At 69.1% G+C, this 16,319-nt stretch carries 11 protein-coding genes; 3 read left to right on the top strand and 8 right to left on the bottom strand.

What is annotated here, in order from left to right; genetic code table 11:
• Nucleotides 1-43: 43 nt before the first annotated feature.
• Entirely contained in the window at nucleotides 44-1,234 is a 1,191-nt protein-coding gene (locus tag AC1DMS_RS18445; protein WP_478181587.1) for a M48 family metalloprotease, read from the bottom strand.
• 204 nt (nucleotides 1,235-1,438) lie between these two features.
• On the opposite strand from AC1DMS_RS18445, the gene AC1DMS_RS18440 reads away from it, so the two are divergent.
• Nucleotides 1,439-2,413, top strand: coding sequence for a tripartite tricarboxylate transporter substrate-binding protein (locus AC1DMS_RS18440; protein ID WP_018905152.1), 975 nt, complete (start codon nucleotides 1,439-1,441; stop codon nucleotides 2,411-2,413).
• A gap of 76 nt (nucleotides 2,414-2,489) precedes the next feature.
• On the opposite strand, the gene AC1DMS_RS18435 is transcribed toward AC1DMS_RS18440, so the two are convergent.
• The gene (locus AC1DMS_RS18435) at nucleotides 2,490-4,610 is read right to left on the bottom strand and encodes a carboxypeptidase-like regulatory domain-containing protein (protein ID WP_478181586.1); all 2,121 of its coding nucleotides are present in this window, start codon (nucleotides 4,608-4,610) and stop codon (nucleotides 2,490-2,492) included.
• A 181-nt stretch (nucleotides 4,611-4,791) separates the two neighbouring features.
• Here AC1DMS_RS18435 and AC1DMS_RS18430 point away from each other — a divergent pair, with 181 nt between their 5' ends.
• Nucleotides 4,792-5,772 (top strand): helix-turn-helix transcriptional regulator, encoded by a 981-nt coding sequence (locus tag AC1DMS_RS18430; RefSeq protein WP_018905154.1) that lies wholly within the window; start codon nucleotides 4,792-4,794, stop codon nucleotides 5,770-5,772.
• Between the two features lie 30 nt (nucleotides 5,773-5,802).
• Here AC1DMS_RS18430 and AC1DMS_RS18425 read toward each other — a convergent pair whose 3' ends face one another.
• Nucleotides 5,803-7,896, bottom strand: coding sequence for a PQQ-dependent dehydrogenase, methanol/ethanol family (locus AC1DMS_RS18425; RefSeq protein ID WP_478181585.1), 2,094 nt, complete (start codon nucleotides 7,894-7,896; stop codon nucleotides 5,803-5,805).
• Between the two features lie 159 nt (nucleotides 7,897-8,055).
• Here AC1DMS_RS18425 and AC1DMS_RS18420 point away from each other — a divergent pair, with 159 nt between their 5' ends.
• Nucleotides 8,056-9,336 carry a helix-turn-helix domain-containing protein gene (locus tag AC1DMS_RS18420; RefSeq protein WP_478181584.1) on the top strand — a complete coding sequence of 427 codons (1,281 nt, stop codon included), beginning with the start codon at nucleotides 8,056-8,058 and terminating at the stop codon, nucleotides 9,334-9,336.
• A gap of 4 nt (nucleotides 9,337-9,340) precedes the next feature.
• Here the strand turns inward: AC1DMS_RS18420 and AC1DMS_RS18415 are convergent, their stop codons facing one another.
• The 5 genes from AC1DMS_RS18415 to xylF all read right to left on the bottom strand — a co-directional run bounded on the left by AC1DMS_RS18415 (nucleotide 9,341) and on the right by xylF (nucleotide 16,182).
• Nucleotides 9,341-11,779: a membrane-bound PQQ-dependent dehydrogenase, glucose/quinate/shikimate family gene (locus tag AC1DMS_RS18415; RefSeq protein WP_478181583.1), complete on the bottom strand. Its 2,439-nt coding sequence runs from the start codon at nucleotides 11,777-11,779 to the stop codon at nucleotides 9,341-9,343.
• 115 nt (nucleotides 11,780-11,894) lie between these two features.
• The gene (locus AC1DMS_RS18410; RefSeq protein ID WP_478181582.1) at nucleotides 11,895-13,061 is read right to left on the bottom strand and encodes an ROK family transcriptional regulator; all 1,167 of its coding nucleotides are present in this window, start codon (nucleotides 13,059-13,061) and stop codon (nucleotides 11,895-11,897) included.
• A gap of 19 nt (nucleotides 13,062-13,080) precedes the next feature.
• Nucleotides 13,081-13,857, bottom strand: a complete 777-nt coding sequence (locus tag AC1DMS_RS18405) for an ATP-binding cassette domain-containing protein (RefSeq protein WP_478181581.1) — start codon at nucleotides 13,855-13,857, stop codon at nucleotides 13,081-13,083.
• Nucleotide 13,858: 1 nt separating this feature from the next.
• Nucleotides 13,859-15,049, bottom strand: a complete 1,191-nt coding sequence (locus AC1DMS_RS18400; RefSeq protein ID WP_436037373.1) for a sugar ABC transporter permease — start codon at nucleotides 15,047-15,049, stop codon at nucleotides 13,859-13,861.
• Nucleotides 15,050-15,159: 110 nt separating this feature from the next.
• Nucleotides 15,160-16,182 (bottom strand): D-xylose ABC transporter substrate-binding protein, encoded by a 1,023-nt coding sequence (xylF, locus tag AC1DMS_RS18395; protein WP_478181580.1) that lies wholly within the window; start codon nucleotides 16,180-16,182, stop codon nucleotides 15,160-15,162.
• Nucleotides 16,183-16,319 lie beyond the last annotated feature (137 nt).

Below are 16,319 nucleotides of genomic sequence, written 5' to 3'. Positions count from 1 at the left end.
GACGGTTCGACGGGCGGCAACCTTCTTTTACGGTGTGCTGCTGCTATTTGCGGCAGCTGGCCGGCAGCGCCTTGTCCTGGAGGCCGTCGCCGGCCACGCAGTTCCACGCGATGCCGTCCTCGGTGGCCGAGGGCTCCATGCGCAGCGTGCCCTTGGCCTTTGGAAGCACCGCCTCGACCACCATGGTGTCGGGGTCGAGCGTCAGCTCCGAGCCGCCGGGCAGGGTTTCGGGTGCGCCGGCCGCGGCCAGGGAATCGGGAATCTCTTCCTTCTGCTTGTAGTAGCTGCCGAGCGCTTCGCGCACCGGTGCGGCTTCGGACCAGGCCTGCGAAACGGCCGCGCGCGACTCGTATTGCTGATAGGCCGGCAGCGCCACCGCGGCCAGCACGCCGATGATCGCCACCACCACCAGAAGCGCCAGCGCGCCGCCGCCGGCTCGGCCGGCGTACGGCACGAAGACCGCGAGCAGGTAGGCCACCGGATTGCGGCTCGGCAGCTTCGCGCCCGGATCGATGGCGCGCGCCACGCGCTTGGTGAGCCAGGGGTAGCCGGCGATCAGCTCATGGAACGAGGCCCAGAAGCCGCTGTTGCCCACCGCCTGGTCGGCATAGCGCTGCAGGTCGACGTGGCGCCACTGCTGCGCGCCGGCGGCCAGCGCCACGAGCGCGCGGGGCGCGGAGTCGGTCTGCGTGCAGCAGGCGGCGCCGTGCAGGTCGCAGGTGTATTCCTGGGCCCGCGAATAGGCGGCGCCGAGCAGCGGCAGCCACAGCACCGGGACGCGCCAGATGTGGCCCGTGAGGTGGCCGCGCCGGATATGGCCGAGCTCGTGGCCGATGTAGAAGTTGATGCCGTCGGGCTGGGCTTCCATGGCGTCGACCACGTCGGACAGCAGCACCACGAAGTTGCGGCCGAAGAAGCGCGTGGCAAAGGCATTGAAGATGCCGTCGCCGTGCAGCAGGTAGGCCTCGGGCGGGTTCTGGATGCCCAGATGGCCGCAGCAGGCCAGGAACCGCGCATGCAGTTCCGGCAGCTGGGTGGGCGAGAGCTTCACGGCCGTGCCCTTGATCCAGGCGATGACGGCCGACTGCGCGAACACGTAGGCGATGAAGCCGAGCAGCACATAGACGAGCGCGATGCCCAGGGTGCCCAGGACCAGCAGCGCCCAGACCAGCAGGCCGAGCCCGAGCGTGATGTTGCCGAGCCAGCGCTCGCGCGGATAGACCCATGGATCCATTGGAATTTCCTCCTCGATGCGGCCCGAAGGCCTGCGGTGTTGTGGTTTTTCTTCGCGCCCCTCCAGGCGCGGCTTGCGAGCCGCATCATGCCCCAGGAAGGGGCGCATCTCGGCCCACCCCTAAGGGCTATTCGCTATTCGTCAGGTCATGGTCAGCCTTTATGATCGCGGCCATTTTTGAATTTCACCAACCGAGAGACACTCATGAAGAAACTGCTTGCACTCACGGCATTCGCCGCTGCTGCCGCCGGCGCCCATGCCCAGGATTTCCCCGCAGGCAAGACCGTCACGCTGGTGGTGCCTTTCTCCGCCGGCGGCCCGACCGACCGCGTGGCCCGCGACCTGGCCGAAGCCCTGCAAAAGACCCTGGGCACGACGATCGTGGTGGACAACACCGCGGGCGCCGGCAGCTCCATCGGTACCGCCAAGGTGGCCCGCGCGGCACCGGACGGCTACACGCTGCTGCTCAACCACATCGGCATGTCGACGATGCCTGCGCTCTACCGCAAGCTGCCGTTCAACGTGGAGAACGACTTCGAATACCTGGGCATGGTCAATGAAGTGCCGATGACGCTCATCGGCAAGCCGACGCTGCCGGCCAACAACTACAAGGAGCTGACGGCCTGGATCGCGGCCAACAAGGGCAAGATCAACCTCGGCAATGCCGGCCTGGGCGCCGCCTCGCACCTGTGCGGCCTCTTGTTCCAGAGCGCGCTCAAGGTCGAGATGACGCCGGTTCCCTACAAGGGCACCGCACCGGCCATCGCCGACCTGCTGGGCGGCCAGATCGACCTCCTGTGCGACCAGACCACCAACACCACCTCGCAGATCGAGGCCAAGAAGGTCAAGGCCTACGCCGTGACCACCAGCAAGCGCCTGACCACGCCGGCCCTGAAAGACCTGCCGACGCTCGCCGAATCGGGCCTGAAGGACTTCGAGGTCTCGATCTGGCACGGCGTGTACGCGCCCAAGGGCACGCCGGCACCGGTGCTGAAGAAGCTCAACGAAGCCATCAAGGCCGCCATGAAGGACCCGGGCTTCATCAAGCGCGAGGAAGCGCTGGGCGCCGTGATCACCACCGACAAGCGCACCGAGCCGGCCGAGCACAAGAAGTTCGTCTCGGCGGAAATTGCCAAGTGGGGCCCGATCATCAAGGCCGCCGGCGTGTACGCCGACTGATTTCCCCCGCGCTCAAAAAAAGAGCCGCCGGCCCTCGGGACCGGCGGCTTTTTTCATGGCGTGACAGCGGAAAAAATCAGGGCAGCGTGACCGTCCACACCTCGAAGTTCTTGCGCACGTCGACCTGGCGCGCCGTGCGGGCCGTGAAGCCGAAGGTGCTGATCGAGGAACCCTGGGCGTACTGCCAGCTGCTGTTGCCCGCCGGCACGCAGTGCGTGTCGCTCGCGCCCACCGGCTGGCAATAGACCATGGCCTTGCGCGCGGTGCTGCGCACGGTGACGGTTTCGCTGAAGCGCGCGCCGCCAGCGCCCGGCGCCCGGCCGAAGACGCTGAACGAGGTGGGCGCGAGCGCACCGGCCGGAACCGTCCAGCCGTCGAGGCCGCCGTCGGCGCTGAAGTCGACGTTGTTGGGCTCCGAAGGCGTGGGTGCCGCAAAGACGATGCCGCGCGGGCTGCCCAGGCTTTCCGCGAGCACTTCCGCACGCAGCGCGGGCGTGAGTTCCACCATGGGCGTCTGCACGGCTTCCGCGATGGTGGGCACGCGGGAGAAGGTGCGCACGTACTGCACCACGTTCGGCGTCGCGCCGTCGGCGTGGAAGAACTCGAGCTTCCACACCGACTGGTCGGCGATCTTGCCAAGCTCCTCGTCGGTGTACGCCGGCGTGGCAAAGAGGTTGGCGTTGTCGAAATCGCTCGGGCTGCCGGGCTGGGCCGGGTCCAGGTAGCGTGCGGACATGCGCCACACCCCCGAATTCAGGGCCGAACCGGCCGTGCCGTCCGGCGTGAGCACCAGCGAGTTGAGGCCGGCCTTGGGCACCAGCACCAGTTCCTTGCCGGGCAGCGATGCGGTGGTTGCCACCACCTTCGACAGCACCGGGTTGCCATTGCCGTCGCGCACGTTGTCGACCGAAACCGCGTAGCCGACCGAATGGAACACCAGGTTCTGGTGCTTCAGGTAGTCCTTCTTGTCGAGCTGGGGACGCACGAAGGCGCGGTAGGTGTTGCCGTTGCCGGTGAGCTTCAGCGCACCGTCCACGATCTTCGCGTTGAAGACGTCGTTGTCGGTGTTGCCCAGGACGTCGGTCCAGCGGTAGGTGAGAGCGATGTCGCCGTTCTTGTGGAAGTATTCGAAGTTGCCGCGGTCGTGCTTCAGGTTGGTGGGGCCGAAGCGGAACAGGCTTTCGAACGAGCGGCGCGCACCGCTGCTCACGCGGCCGATGGGCGCGCCGGCCGCCACGAAGCTGGCCGGATCGTCGTTCACGAACAGCGTGCGGCAGGCCGGTGCCACCACGTTGGCGGCGCTGCCGTAGGCATTGCCGTCGGCCTCGATGGGGCTGTCGACGCGCTGTGCGAGCGGCAGCGCATAGCAGGCGTTGATGCGATCGAGCAGCGCCTGCACCATGGCCGGCGTGGGCGGCTGCACCAGCGTTGCGGCATCGATGGCGGGCAGCGCCGCAATGGTGGCGTCGCCGCTGCGAAAGACGATGGACACCGGCGGGCTGTCGTCGCCGGCGGGCAGCGCCTTCACCGTGATCTCGATGTTGGATGCCGTGCCGTCGGGGCGCACCGACACGTTGAGCGCGTCGAGCACGCGGTCCTGGCCGGTGCCGTTGGCCTGGAACTCGCCGCTCATCGGGTCGATGCTCGCGTCGAGTGCGCTCAGCAGCGGCTGCAGCGCAGCCAAGAGCTTGGACACCTGGTCGCCGATCGATCCGGCCGTGACGGCGCCGGCGTCGGCCTGGATCGCGGCGGCCAGCTTGGCCGGATCGCCGTTGGGCGCGAGCTGCGCCACCACGATGGTGGTCAGCGGCGTCACGTTGGCGGTGCCGGTGGCGGTGCTGGCGGTGGTGCTGTAGAGGGTGAGGTCGTCGCGCACGGCCTGGATCACCAGCGGCGCCTTGGTGCCGGCGGGCAGCGAGCAGCTGTAGCTGCCTTCGGCCGTGGTGGTCACTTCGCAGACCTTGGCGCCGGTCTGGTCGAACACCGTGAGCACCGCGCCGGCCAGGGCTGCGCCGGTGGCGACGGTGCCGCTCAAGGTGGTGCCGGCCGCCGCGGGCGGGTCGCCGCCATTCGAGGCCGGCGGGATGAAGCCGAACCCGCCGCCGCCGCCACCTCCACCTCCTCCGCCGCACGCGCCGAGCAGCGCCAGGGTGACAACGGACAGCGCATGGGGAATCTTGCGGGTGAGAGAGGGCATCGGTGGGCTCTTCGAAGGGGTTTGAAAGCCCCGGACCATCCGAGGCCTGCAAACAATAGCTTTCACTTTTCCAAAAAAAATGATGCAAATGCATCATTCTTGAAATCCGCCGGCGGGCCGCAGGATGGAATCACCTGAACATGGGATGCGCGCTGCGCGGGCGCGATGGAAAACTTCGGCGATGACCCGGCCTGCCGCCCTGCACGACTTCAGCGAGCTGCTGCTGCGGCTCTACCGGCTCTCGCACGAGCTGCCGATCGATGCCTTCCAGGATGCCGCGCTCGATCTCATCAAGCCGGTGCTGGCTTTCGACTCGTCGATGTGGGGCACCGCCACCCGCACCGACAGCGGCATCGACATCCACACCATCCACCTGCACAACCAGCCGGCGGAAATGCTGGCGGCCTATGAAGAGGTGAAGCACCTCGACACCGCCGCTGTGGAAGTGGGCAAGCGGCCGAAGTCGACGCTCTCGTTCAATGCCAATGCCTGGTTCCACCGCAAGGACCAGGCGCAGCTGCGCGCATATGGCGAGCGCTTCGAGCAGTCCAACTTCTTCATCAGCTCGGACGTGCATCCGCAGACGAATTTCGTGCACTGGCTCAGCCTGTTCCGCTCGGACCCCGATGCGCACGGCACCGAGGACGAACGGCAGCTGCTCGCGAGCCTGGCGCCGCACGTGATGCAGGCGCTGGCGCTCAACCGCATCGTGCATCTCGACCGGCTCGAGGCCGGCGGCCAGGCGCCCGGCGGCTCCGCCATCGGCGACCTGCGCGGCGTGCTCTATCACGCCGACGGCCCCTTCGAGGCGACGATGAAGGCCGAGTGGCCGTCCTGGCACGGGCGGACCCTGCCCGATGCGCTGCTCGCGCACTTCCTCGGCCGCCATGCGCGCTACAGCGGCCGGGCGGTGGTGGTCACGCACCACGTGGAGCAGGGCCTGCTGTTCCTCAAGAGCCGCATGCGCTGCCTGGCCGACAGCCTGACGCCGCGAGAACACACCATTGCCGAGCTGCTGGCCCGCGGCGACACGCACAAGGACATTGCGGCCATGCTGAACCGCTCGCCCGCCACCGTGCGCAACCACATCCAGTCGATCTATGACAAGCTGCAGGTGGGCAACGTGGCGGGCCTGATCCAGGAGCTGCGGCTCGCGGGCTGACCGGCCCGCGCCGCTTGCAGCCCCGCGGCCTCACTTCGGCCGGATCGCGTCGGCCGTGCCCTGGATGAAGGCCTTGATGCTCTCGATGTCGTCGCCCGAGAGCTTGCCCGTGAAGTCGGGCATGCCGCGCGCCATGGCCGGGCCCTTGAGGATGAACTTGTCGAGGTTCTCGATGTAGGCCGCATCCATGTAGCCGAGGTTCGGGATGTTGCCGCCGCGGTCCACTCCCGGCACGCCGTGGCAGAACACGCAGTTGCTCACATAGAGCATGGTGCCGGCCTGGACCTTGGCGGGGTCGTACTTCACGCCCTGCACCAGCTTGTCCATGCGGTACTGCACGAACTCGGGCATCTTCGCGCTGCCGCCCACGGCAAAGGTGTAGACCGTGCCCGGGCCCTGCCGCTCGGTGGCGCGCTGCGCGAGGCCGTACACGCCGCCCCAGCCCACCGCGACCGACACGTACTGCTTGCCATCGACCATGTAGGTGGTGGGCGCGGCCACCACGCCGGTGCCGGTGGCCGTTTCCCAGAGCTTCTCGCCGGTCTTCGCGTTGTAGGCCACCAGGCGGCCGTCGGCCGTGCCCTGGAACACCAGGTTGCCGGCGGTGGTGAGCGTGCCGCCGTTCCAGGGCGAGACGTAGTCCACGCCCCAGGCTTCCTTCTGCGCCACCGGGTCCCAGGCGACGAGGCGGCCGAAGGGCTTGCTCTTGGGCGGCTCGGCGTTGGCGAACATGGCGGTGTTCCAGCCGAGCGCGGCGTGCGGCCGGCCCGGTGCGTTCTGGTCGAACTTCCAGTCCTTGTCGTCCATCAGGTTGATCGGGATGTTCTGCGCCGGCAGGTAGGCCAGGCCGGTCTGCGGGTTGAACGACATCGGGTGCCAGTTGTGCGCACCGAAGGGGCCGGGAATGCTGTCGCCGGGCTTGTCGTTCTGGCGCGCGGCCGCGATCTCGATGGGGCGGCCGTTCTTGTCGTAGCCCGTGGCCCAGTTCACGTCGACGAAATTCTTCGCCGAGATGAACTTGCCGCTGGTGCGGTCGATGACAAAGAAGAAGCCGTTCTTCGGCGCATGCAGCAGCACCTTGCGCGCCTTGCCGCCGAGCGTGACCTTGGCCAGGATCATCGACTGGGTGGAGGTGTAGTCCCAGTTGTCGCCCGGCGTCTCCTGGTAGTGCCACACGTACTTGCCGGTGTCGGGGTTCAGGGCCACCACCGAGCCCAGGTAGAGGTTGTCGCCGCCCTTCGGGCTGCGCTTCTTGTGCGCCCAGGGCGAGCCGTTGCCGGTGCCCACGTACATCAGGTTGAGCTCGGGGTCGAAGGCGAAGCTGTCCCATGCGGTGCCGCCGCCGCCGGCCTCCCAGTACTTGCCCGAAGGGTCCCAGGTCTTGGCGGCGCGCGCCATCGATTCGTCCTCGAAGGGCTTGGCCGGGTCGCCCGGCACCACGAACCAGCGCCACTTCTGCGCGCCGGTCTTCGCGTCGTAGGCCGTGACGTAGCCGCGCACGCCGTACTCGGCGCCGCCGTTGCCGATGATGACCTTGCCCTTGAAGACGCGCGGCGCGCCGGTGATGGTGTAGCTGCCCTTCTGCCCCTCGATGGTGTTCTTCTCCCAGACCTTCTGCCCGGTGGCCGCGTCGAGCGCGATCAGGCGGCCGTCGAAGGCGCCGACGTAGACCTTGCCCTCGTGCAGCGCGACGCCGCGGTTCACCACGTCGCAGCAGCCCCTGAAGCCCTTGGACTTGTCGACCTGCGGATCGAAGCTCCAGAGCTTCTGCCCGGTGCGCGTGTCGATGGCATGCACCACGCTCCACGACGCGGTGACGTACATGACGCCGTCCACCACCAGCGGCGTGGCCTCGACGCCGCGCGTGGACTCGAGGTTGTAGGACCAGGCCAGCCCCAGCTGCTTCACGTTGCCGGCGTTCACCTGGTCGAGCTTGCTGAAGCGCGACTCGGCGTAGTCCAGGCCGTAGCTCGGCCAGTCGGGCGTCTTCTTCTGGGCCGCATTGGCGCGAACGAAGTCGCCGTTCACCTGCTTGGCGGCCGAGGCCTGGGCCGCGGCGGGCGAGCTGCCCAGGCACAGCAATGCACCGGCGAGCGCAAGCCAACCGGAGTGGATCTTTTTCATCGTGGGTCTCCTTTGTGCCGCAAGGATCGGTTGTGCCGCGCTCGCGTTCACCTTCGGGATTTCCCCAGGCCGGCGCTGTTCCATTGCGGAACACATTCGACAGGGGCAGCGATCTCCCCTTCCTTCCTGATCCCCCCATTTCGAGGAGCGGCGAACAGCATGGCTTTCGAACGGCTGGGCACGGCAACCGCGCCGCGCCAACTTTTTTCCAGCACGCCCGCGCAGCGCGTGGCGCTCGCGCGGCAGCAGTTCTTCGAGGAAGGCGTGCGGCCTTCGGGCCTGGTCGGCGAGGCGGTGATCCAGTCGTGGCTGCGCTGCACCCGCAACCACAGCGACCGGCAGCGCATCGTGCCTTTCGATGCGGTCACGCCGAGCCGCCTGCACGCCACGCTGGCGCGCAACCGCGAGCTGCTCGAGGTGGCGCGGCAGGAACTCGCGAGCATGGAAAGCGCGCTCGCGGGCACCGACTGCCGCGTGATCCTGACCGACGGCGAAGGCGTGGTGGTGCACGTCACGCACCAGCCGGCCGCCGCGCACCAGCCGGTGCTGCGCAAGACCGCGCGCGTGGGCGTGAACATTTCCGAGCGCATCGTCGGCACCACCGCGCCGGGCATCGTGGCGACCACCGGGCTGGCCTGCACGGTCGACGGCGCGGAGCACTACTTCGACGTGCTGTCGCAGATGCAGTGCGCCGCGGCGCCGATCCGCGACGTGGCGGGCCGGCTCGCGGGCGTGCTCGACATCACGATGGAGGCGCGGCGCTTCGGCTTCGATGCAGCCTCGATGGTGGGGCTCTACGCCACGACCATCGAGAACCGCCTGCTGCAGGCGCAGTCGCGCGACCACCTGATCCTGCGCTTCCAGGCCAGCCCCACCCTGCTGGGCACGCCGATGGAAGCGCTGGCCGGCGTGGCGCCCGACGGCACCATCGCCTGGCTCAACGGTGCCGGCGCGCGGCTGATCGGCCGCCTGCCCGAAGAGGCCTGCGAGCGGGATGTCGAATCGATGCTGGGCCACGACCTTGCGAGCCTGCTGCGGCTCGAAAGGCGCGAAGCCGCGCAGCCGCTGCGCCTGGCGAGCGGCCTGGGCGTGTGGGTGCAGGCGCGCCTGAAGGCTGCGGATGGCGTGGACTTCAGGCATGCGGTGGCGATGCCCGGCGACGCCGGCGCGGTGTTGTCCGCCGAGCCCGCGGCGGCGGCCCAGCCGTTGGCGGCGCACGAGCACACGCCAGCCATCGCCTCCCACCACGTGCCGGTGGAAGCGCTGCAGGGCGAAACCCTGCGCGAGCACAGCCGCAAGCTGATCGAGGACACGCTGGCGGCGCAGGGCGGCAACGTCTCGCAGGCGGCGCGGCAGCTGGGCGTGTCGCGCGGCACGCTGTACCGGCGGCTGCGCGGCTGGCGCGAAGAGGACAAGGTCGCGCCGCGCGCGCCGGACTAGAGGCTCAGCGCCTGGGCAGCGCGTAGGCGATCACGTGGTCGCCGGTGCGCGTGCCCAGCGAGCCGTGGCCGCCCGCGGCCACCACCACGTACTGGCGCCCGTCGCTGCCGCGGTAGCTCATCGGCGTGGCCTGTCCGCCCGCGGGCAGGCGGCTGCGCCAGAGCTCCTTGCCGCTGGCCACGTCGTAGGCGCGCAGGTAGTAGTCGAGCGTGCCCGAGAGAAAGGCCACGCCGCCGGCCGTCATCATCGGCCCGCCGAGGCTGGGCACGCCCATCGCAAAGGGCAGCGGCAGCGGCGAGCTGTCGCGCACGGTGCCGTTCTTGTGCTTCCACACCACGCGGCCGGTGCGCAGGTCGGCCCCCGCCACATGGCCCCAGGGCGGCGCCTGGCACGGCAGGCCGAACACCGAGGTGAAGGCGCTCAGCTGCACCGCGAACGGCGCGCCGAAGTTCTCGTTGAGCGCGGGCAGGCTGTCGTTGGGCCGGTCCTTGCCCTGCACGTAGAGCGAGGTGTCGTCGGCGCGCGGAATGAGCCTGGACACGAAGGCCAGCGAGGCCGGCGTGGTGAACGCCATCTGCCGCACCGGGTCGACCGCCACGCCGCCCCAGTTGAAGACGCCGAAGTTGCCGGGGTAGATCAGCGAGCCCTCGGTCGACGGCGGCGTGTAGCGGCCTTCGTAGCGCAGCCGGTGAAAGGCGATGCGGCAGGCCAGCTGGTCGAACACGGTGCCGCCCCACATGTCCGCCGGCGTGAGCGCGGGCGGATCGAAGGACAGCTCCGACACCGGCTGCGTGAGCGAGGTGTGGTCGCCCGCGGCCGGCCCCTGCGGCGCGGGCCGTTCATGCACCTTGGTCAGGGGCTTGCCGTCACGCCGGTCGAGCACGAACAGCTCGCCCTGCTTGGTCGGCTGCACGAGCGCGGGCACCGTCTCGCTGCCGATGCGCAGGTCGACGAGGCTGGGCTGCGAGGGTACGTCGTAGTCCCAGAGGTCGTGGTGCACGGTCTGGAAGCTCCAGCGCACGCGGCCAGTGGCCAGGTCCAGCGCCACCACCGAGGACGAATAGCGCTCGGCCCCTTCGGTGCGCTTGCCGCCCCACTGGTCGGGCGGCTGGTTGCCGGTGGGCACGTAGACCAGCCCGAGCGCCTCGTCCACGCTGGAGATCGACCAGCTGTTGGGCGAGTTGGCCGTGTAGCTGTGGTCGGCCGCAATGGGTGCGGTGTCGTCCGGGTTGCCCGAGTCCCAGTTCCACACCAGCGCGCCGGTGTCGATGTCGAAGGCCCGGATCACGCCCGAGGTCTCCTTGGTCGAGACGTTGTCCAGCACCGTGCCGCCCACGATGACGAGGGAGCGCGTCACCACCACGGGGGAGGTCGAGTAATACGAGCCGGGCTTCACGTTGGGCATGTTCTTCCAGAGGTCGATCTGGCCCGTGCCGCCGCCGAAACGCATGCAGGGCTTGCCGCTCCCGGGGTCGAGCGCGATGACGCGGCCGTCGGCCGTGGGCATGAAGAGCTTGGCGTCGCAGTCGCCGCCGGCGGCGGGTGGCGATGAAGCAGCCGCCGCGGCGGGCGCGGGCCGCACCGCGCTGCCCGGGTCGTAGGACAGGCCGCGGCAGGTCAGGTGCTGCAAGGCCAGCGGGCGCCGGATCTCTGGCGTGTAGCGCCAGAGCTGCTGGCCGGTGGTCGCGTTCAGCGCCACCACCGACTGGTGCGGCGTGCAAAGAAAAAGCCGCTCGCCGATCTTCAGCGGCGTGACCTCGAAGGTCGTCTCCTCGGGGTCGCCGCTCTGGCCGCGCACGTCGCCGGTGCGGAAGTGCCATGCCTCCTGCAGCTCGCCCACATTGGCCGGCGTGATCTGGTCGAGCGCCGAATAGCGCTGGCCCATGCCGTTGCCGCCATAGGCCGTCCAGTCGTCCTTCGGCGGGGCCGGTGCGGCATTGCCCGATGCCGCGGCGGGTGCCGCGGCCGCCGGCATGGCGCCTTCGATGCGCGTTGCATCGCGCGTCCACGAGAACACCGCGGCGGCCAGGAAGGCCAGCAGCACCACGCCGAGGAAGCCGCGCGCGGGCGCCACGCCCGCGGTGCTGCGGCGCCCGAGCGCACGCGCCACCCAGGGCGTGAGCAGGAACAGGCCGAGCACGAAGAACACGTCGCCGCGCGCTGCCAGCGGCCACCAGTCGAAGCCCACTTCCCACAGGGCCCACACCAGCGTGAACGCCACCACGGCCGCATAGGCCCAGAGGCCCGCGCCGCTGCCGCGCGGCAGCAGCACCGCGCAGGCGATGAGCCCGAGCCCCGCCACCAGGTAGTACCACGAGCCGCCGAGCACCACGAGCCATGCGCCTGCCGCCCCCAGCCCCAGGCCTGCTAGGCCGATGACGACGGCGGTGATGTTGAGCAGCGCGGAAGAAGGCGCACGAACGCGCGCGGCGGCATCGGGCATGGCGTGGGCTCCAGGTTTTTTCTCGAACCTAGGCCAAGGCCGCGGCAATGCGCGTAGGCGGTTTGCGCATGTCGCCGTGCATCACCGCAATCGCGGCCGCCTGCCGCCGATCTTTTTAAACAGAAGGTATTCGGTATTCGTCGCTGCGCGCGGCGCGGGCCCGGCGCGTGCGCGCATCGGGCTGCAGCGGCCTGAGGTATTCGTGCAGCGCCAGCGCCGCGGCACCCACGGCGGGTGCCAGTGCAAGGTAGCGCGCAATGCGCAGATCGGGTGCGGGCATGCCGGCCGCATCGGCATGGCGCCCGACCCACTCGAAGGCCGCCTGCGCCAGCCCGAGATGGCCGGTGCAGGACTTGCCGCCGAGCACGATGGCGCGCGGATCGAAGGTCACCCACAGGTTCTGCAGCAGCACGCCGAAGAAGGCTGCCGCGTGCGCCATGCCGGGCGCTTCGCGCTCGAGCGCGCGCGAGCCGAAGAAGGCCTCGGCGCAGCCGCGGCGCCCGCACGAGCACAGCGGCCCATCGAGCTGCAGGATGGTGTGGCCGATCTCGCCCGCCATGCCTTGCGCGCCCGTGAAGAGGCGGTCGTTCAGCACCACGCCGGCGCCCACGCCCACGTCGCAGCTCACGAAGATCAGCGGGTCCGCGCTTTCGCCGCCGGAGAACTCGTACTCGCCGAGCGCGGCGGCATCGGCGTCGTTCTGCAGCTGCACCGTGACACCCGGCAGCCCGGCCGCGGCAAAGGCTTCTTCCAGCGCGGGCAGCAGGCTCACGTTGCGCCAGCCGAGGTTGGGCGCAAAGCGGACCACGCCGGTGCAGTCGTCCACCGCGCCGGGCACGCAGACGCCGATGCTCGACAGCCGCAGCCCCAGTGCGTTGAGCTGCCCGTGCGCCGCCGCGGCCATGCGCGCGACCTGCGCGCAGGCGCCGGCCGGTGCGCTGTCGGCCAGCGCCTGCGTGTCGGCATGCAGCACCTCGCCCTGCAGCGAGACGCACACCAGGCGCACCGTCTCGACCGCGATCTCGACACCCATCAGCGCGCGCACGCCGACGTTGATCCGCAGCGGCGTGGACGGCCGTCCCAGCCCATCGGCAACGGTGGTGCCCGCTTCGCTGAGCCAGCCCTCGTCGAGCAGTTCGCGCACCAGCAGGCTCACGGTCGACTTGGTGAGGCCGCTCTCGCTCGCGAGCCGTGCGCGCGACAGGCCCGGGCGGGCGCGCAGGAGCCGCAGCAGCACGCTGCGGTTCATGCGCTTGAGCAGCTGCTGGTCGCCGATGGTCACGGGGCCACCCTGCCTTCGTTCACCTGTGGGCCTGCTCTTTTCCTTCGGGGCGCTTGCCGGCGATGATCATGCCGAGCACTTCGTCTTCGGTGACGTCCGCGGTGCGGTAGGTGCCCACGAGCCTGCCGTTCTTCATGACCGCGACGCGGTCGCTCAGCGAGAACACGTCGGGCATGTCGTGCGTGATCAGGAAGATGCCGACGCCGTCGGCCTTGAGCTGCTTCACGAGCCCGCCGACCATCGCGGTTTCCTCGGGGCCGAGCGCGGCGCAGGGCTCGTCCATGATCAGGATGCGCGCATTGAAGTACAACGCGCGCGAGATCGCCACCACCTGCCGCTGCCCGCCCGAGAGGCGGCGCACCGGAATGCGGATGTTGGTGAAGTTCTTGTTCAGGCGCTGGAACACCTTGCGCGCCTGCACCTCCATGAAATGATCGTCGAGCGTGTTCCAGCGGGTCATCTTCTCGCGGCCGAGAAAGAGGTTCGATACGGAGTCGAGGTTGTCGGCCAGCGCGAGCGTCTGGTAGATGGTCTCGATGCCGAGCGCCTGCGCCTCGGCGGGCGTGCGGATGTGGACCTTCTCGCCCGCGATCAGCGTGTCGCCCGAATCCACCGGATACGCGCCCGCGAGCATCTTCATGAGCGTGGACTTGCCTGCGCCGTTGTGGCCGAGCACCGCCACCACTTCGCCGGGATGCAGGTTGATGCTCACGCCGTCCACGGCCTTCACGCCGCCGAAGGCCTTGCGGATGTCGCGCAATTCGACGAGGGTCTTGGATGTGTCGATATTGCTCATCTCAGTTCTCTCCAAAGCGCTTGCGATAGAGAACATCGAACACCACCGCCACGATCAGCACCTGCCCGATGATCACCATGCGCTTGCCGATCGGCACGTCGAGCAGCAGCATGCCGCTGTCGAGCGACTGCATGATGAGCGCGCCCAGCACCGAGCCGAAGATCGAGCCGGTGCCGCCCGCGAGCGCCGTGCCGCCGATCACGGCCGCCGCGATCACGTACAGCTCCATGCCCGTACCGAGCGAATTGGTGCCCGCATTGAGCCGCGCGATCGACACGATGGCCGCCACCGTCACCAGCACCGCGAGCAGCGCGAACAGCATCAGCGTGACGCGCTTGACCGGAATGCCCACCAGCGCCGCCGCATCGGGGTTGCCGCCCATCGCGAACACATAGCGGCCGAAGCGCGTGCGGTGCACGATGAACGACAGCACGATCGCCACCACGGCCCAGATCAGCACCGGGATCGGCAGGCCCTGCGGCGCGTCCTTCGAGGCGATCTGGTAGTTGTTCATGACCGCCGCGAAGACGAACACCACGGCCGCCGGCACCGCCGTGAGAAGCAGCTCCAGCCACAGCGGCTCGTTGGGCATTTCGTGGTGCGCGCGTGCGCGGCGCTTCTGCAGCATGCGCGCGAACAGCACCAGCGCCACGAAAGCCGCGAGCACCCAGGTCATGGTGGTGCCGATGCCGCCGTCGTAGCCGCCGCCCAGGCGCTGGAAGAATTCGTCGTTCACGGGCTGCGTCTTGCCGTCGGCCACCAGGAAGGCCGCGCCGCGGAACGACATCAGCCCGCCGAGCGTGACCACGAACGAGGGCACGCCCAGCATCGCCGTGAGCCAGCCCTGGTAGATCGACACCAGCAGCGCCACCGCGAGCCCTGCGAGGCAGGCCGCGGGCCACGACCAGCCCGAGGTGTATTGCAGGTAGGCGATCAGCACGCCCACGAAGCCCATGACCGAGCCCACCGACAGGTCGATGTGGCGCGCCACGATCACCAGCACCATCACCGTCGACACGATGCCCACCACCGCCGTCTGCTGCGCCACGTTGTAGAGGTTCTCGGGCGACAGGAACACGCCGCCCGACATCACGTTGAAGACCACCCCCATGGCGATCAGCAGCACGCTCATCAGCAGGAGCCGCAGGTCGACGCCCGTGCGCCGCCACCAGCCTGGCGTTGGATTGCTCATTTTTCAGGTCCTCTCGAAGGAACAACAGGTGCGCGGCGGCGGTCCGGACAGGCCCGTGGGCTCGCCGGACGCGGCAGTGCGGCGCGGATCGGCGGCGCTTCTTCTTGCTGCTACTTGCAGGCCGCGGGTGCGCTGGCGGCCGGGACGCCCTTGCAGAGCTCGTCCTTCTTGATCCAGCCGGCCTTCACGACCACGTCGAGGTTGTCGCGCGTGATCGGCACCGGCGTGAGCAGGCGCGAGGACAGCGAGATCTTCTTCGGCCCGGAATTCCAGGGCGCGGCCTTCTCGACCGGCTTGCCCTGCGACAGCGCGATGGCGGCGCTGGCGGCCTCGCGGCCGAGTTCGCGCGAGTCCTTGAAGATGGTCGCGGTCTGCGTGCCCAGCGCAATGCGGTTGAGCGCCGCGAAGTCGGCGTCCTGCCCCGACACCGGAATGCCGCGCAGGCCCTTGGCCGTGAGCGCAGCCACCGCGCCGCCGGCCGTGCCGTCGTTGGCCGCCACCACCGCGTCGACCTTGTTGCCGGCCTTGGTGAGGATCTGCTCCATGTTCTTCTGCGCCACCTCGGGCTTCCAGCCTTCGGTGTATTCGTCGCCGACGATCTTGATGTCGCCCTTCTTGATGGCGGCGTCCAGCACCTCCTGCTGGCCCGCGCGCAGGAAGTCGGCGTTCGGGTCGCTCGGCGAGCCCTTGATGATCACGTAGTTGCCCTTGGGCTTGACCTTGAAGACCTCGCGCGCCTCCATGCGGCCGACCTCGACGTTGTCGAAGGTGATGTAGAAGACGCCGGGCGCCTCGATCAGCCGGTCGTAGGCCACCACGGGCACCTTCTGGCGCGTGGCCTTGGTGACGGCCGGAAGGATCGCGTCCTTGTCCATGGCCAGCACGATGAGCGCCTTGGCGCCCTTCGACATCAGGCCCTCGATGTCGCCCAGCTGCTTCTCGGGCGAGCCGCCCGCGTCCGCGCTGATGTACTTGGCGCCGAGCTTCTCGAGCTGCGCCTTGATCGCGGCCTCGTCGGTCTTCCAGCGCTCTTCCTGGAAGTTGGACCAGCTCACGCCGACCACGGTCTGGGCCACTGCGCCCACGGCAGAAAGGCCGAAGGCCATGGCGGCCAGGGTGTGCTTGAGTTGCATGGATGTCTCTCCTTGGAAGGGTGTGCCCGGCGAAGAACGCCGTGTAAGAAATTAGTTAGTTTGAAGGGCGAACTAACTATCCCATCGTGGCCGCGCGCTGGGCACCCGGGAATTCCCGGGGGGAATGCGCTTGGCCC

It is taken from the genome of Variovorax sp. 05T418 (genome assembly GCF_056396385.1).
This window is presented reverse-complemented; position numbering and strand designations above follow the sequence as displayed.

Excerpts from the sequence above, each read along its gene's own strand:
- AC1DMS_RS18445 (WP_478181587.1), bottom strand. The coding sequence starts at position 1,234 with ATGGATCCATGGGTCTATCCGCGCGAGCGCTGGCTCGGCAACATCACG.
- AC1DMS_RS18440 (WP_018905152.1), top strand. The coding sequence starts at position 1,439 with ATGAAGAAACTGCTTGCACTCACGGCATTCGCCGCTGCTGCCGCCGGC.
- AC1DMS_RS18435 (WP_478181586.1), bottom strand. The coding sequence starts at position 4,610 with ATGCCCTCTCTCACCCGCAAGATTCCCCATGCGCTGTCCGTTGTCACC.
- AC1DMS_RS18430 (WP_018905154.1), top strand. The coding sequence starts at position 4,792 with ATGACCCGGCCTGCCGCCCTGCACGACTTCAGCGAGCTGCTGCTGCGG.
- AC1DMS_RS18425 (WP_478181585.1), bottom strand. The coding sequence starts at position 7,896 with ATGAAAAAGATCCACTCCGGTTGGCTTGCGCTCGCCGGTGCATTGCTG.
- AC1DMS_RS18420 (WP_478181584.1), top strand. The coding sequence starts at position 8,056 with ATGGCTTTCGAACGGCTGGGCACGGCAACCGCGCCGCGCCAACTTTTT.
- AC1DMS_RS18415 (WP_478181583.1), bottom strand. The coding sequence starts at position 11,779 with ATGCCCGATGCCGCCGCGCGCGTTCGTGCGCCTTCTTCCGCGCTGCTC.
- AC1DMS_RS18405 (WP_478181581.1), bottom strand. The coding sequence starts at position 13,857 with ATGAGCAATATCGACACATCCAAGACCCTCGTCGAATTGCGCGACATC.
- AC1DMS_RS18400 (WP_436037373.1), bottom strand. The coding sequence starts at position 15,049 with ATGAGCAATCCAACGCCAGGCTGGTGGCGGCGCACGGGCGTCGACCTG.
- xylF (WP_478181580.1), bottom strand. The coding sequence starts at position 16,182 with ATGCAACTCAAGCACACCCTGGCCGCCATGGCCTTCGGCCTTTCTGCC.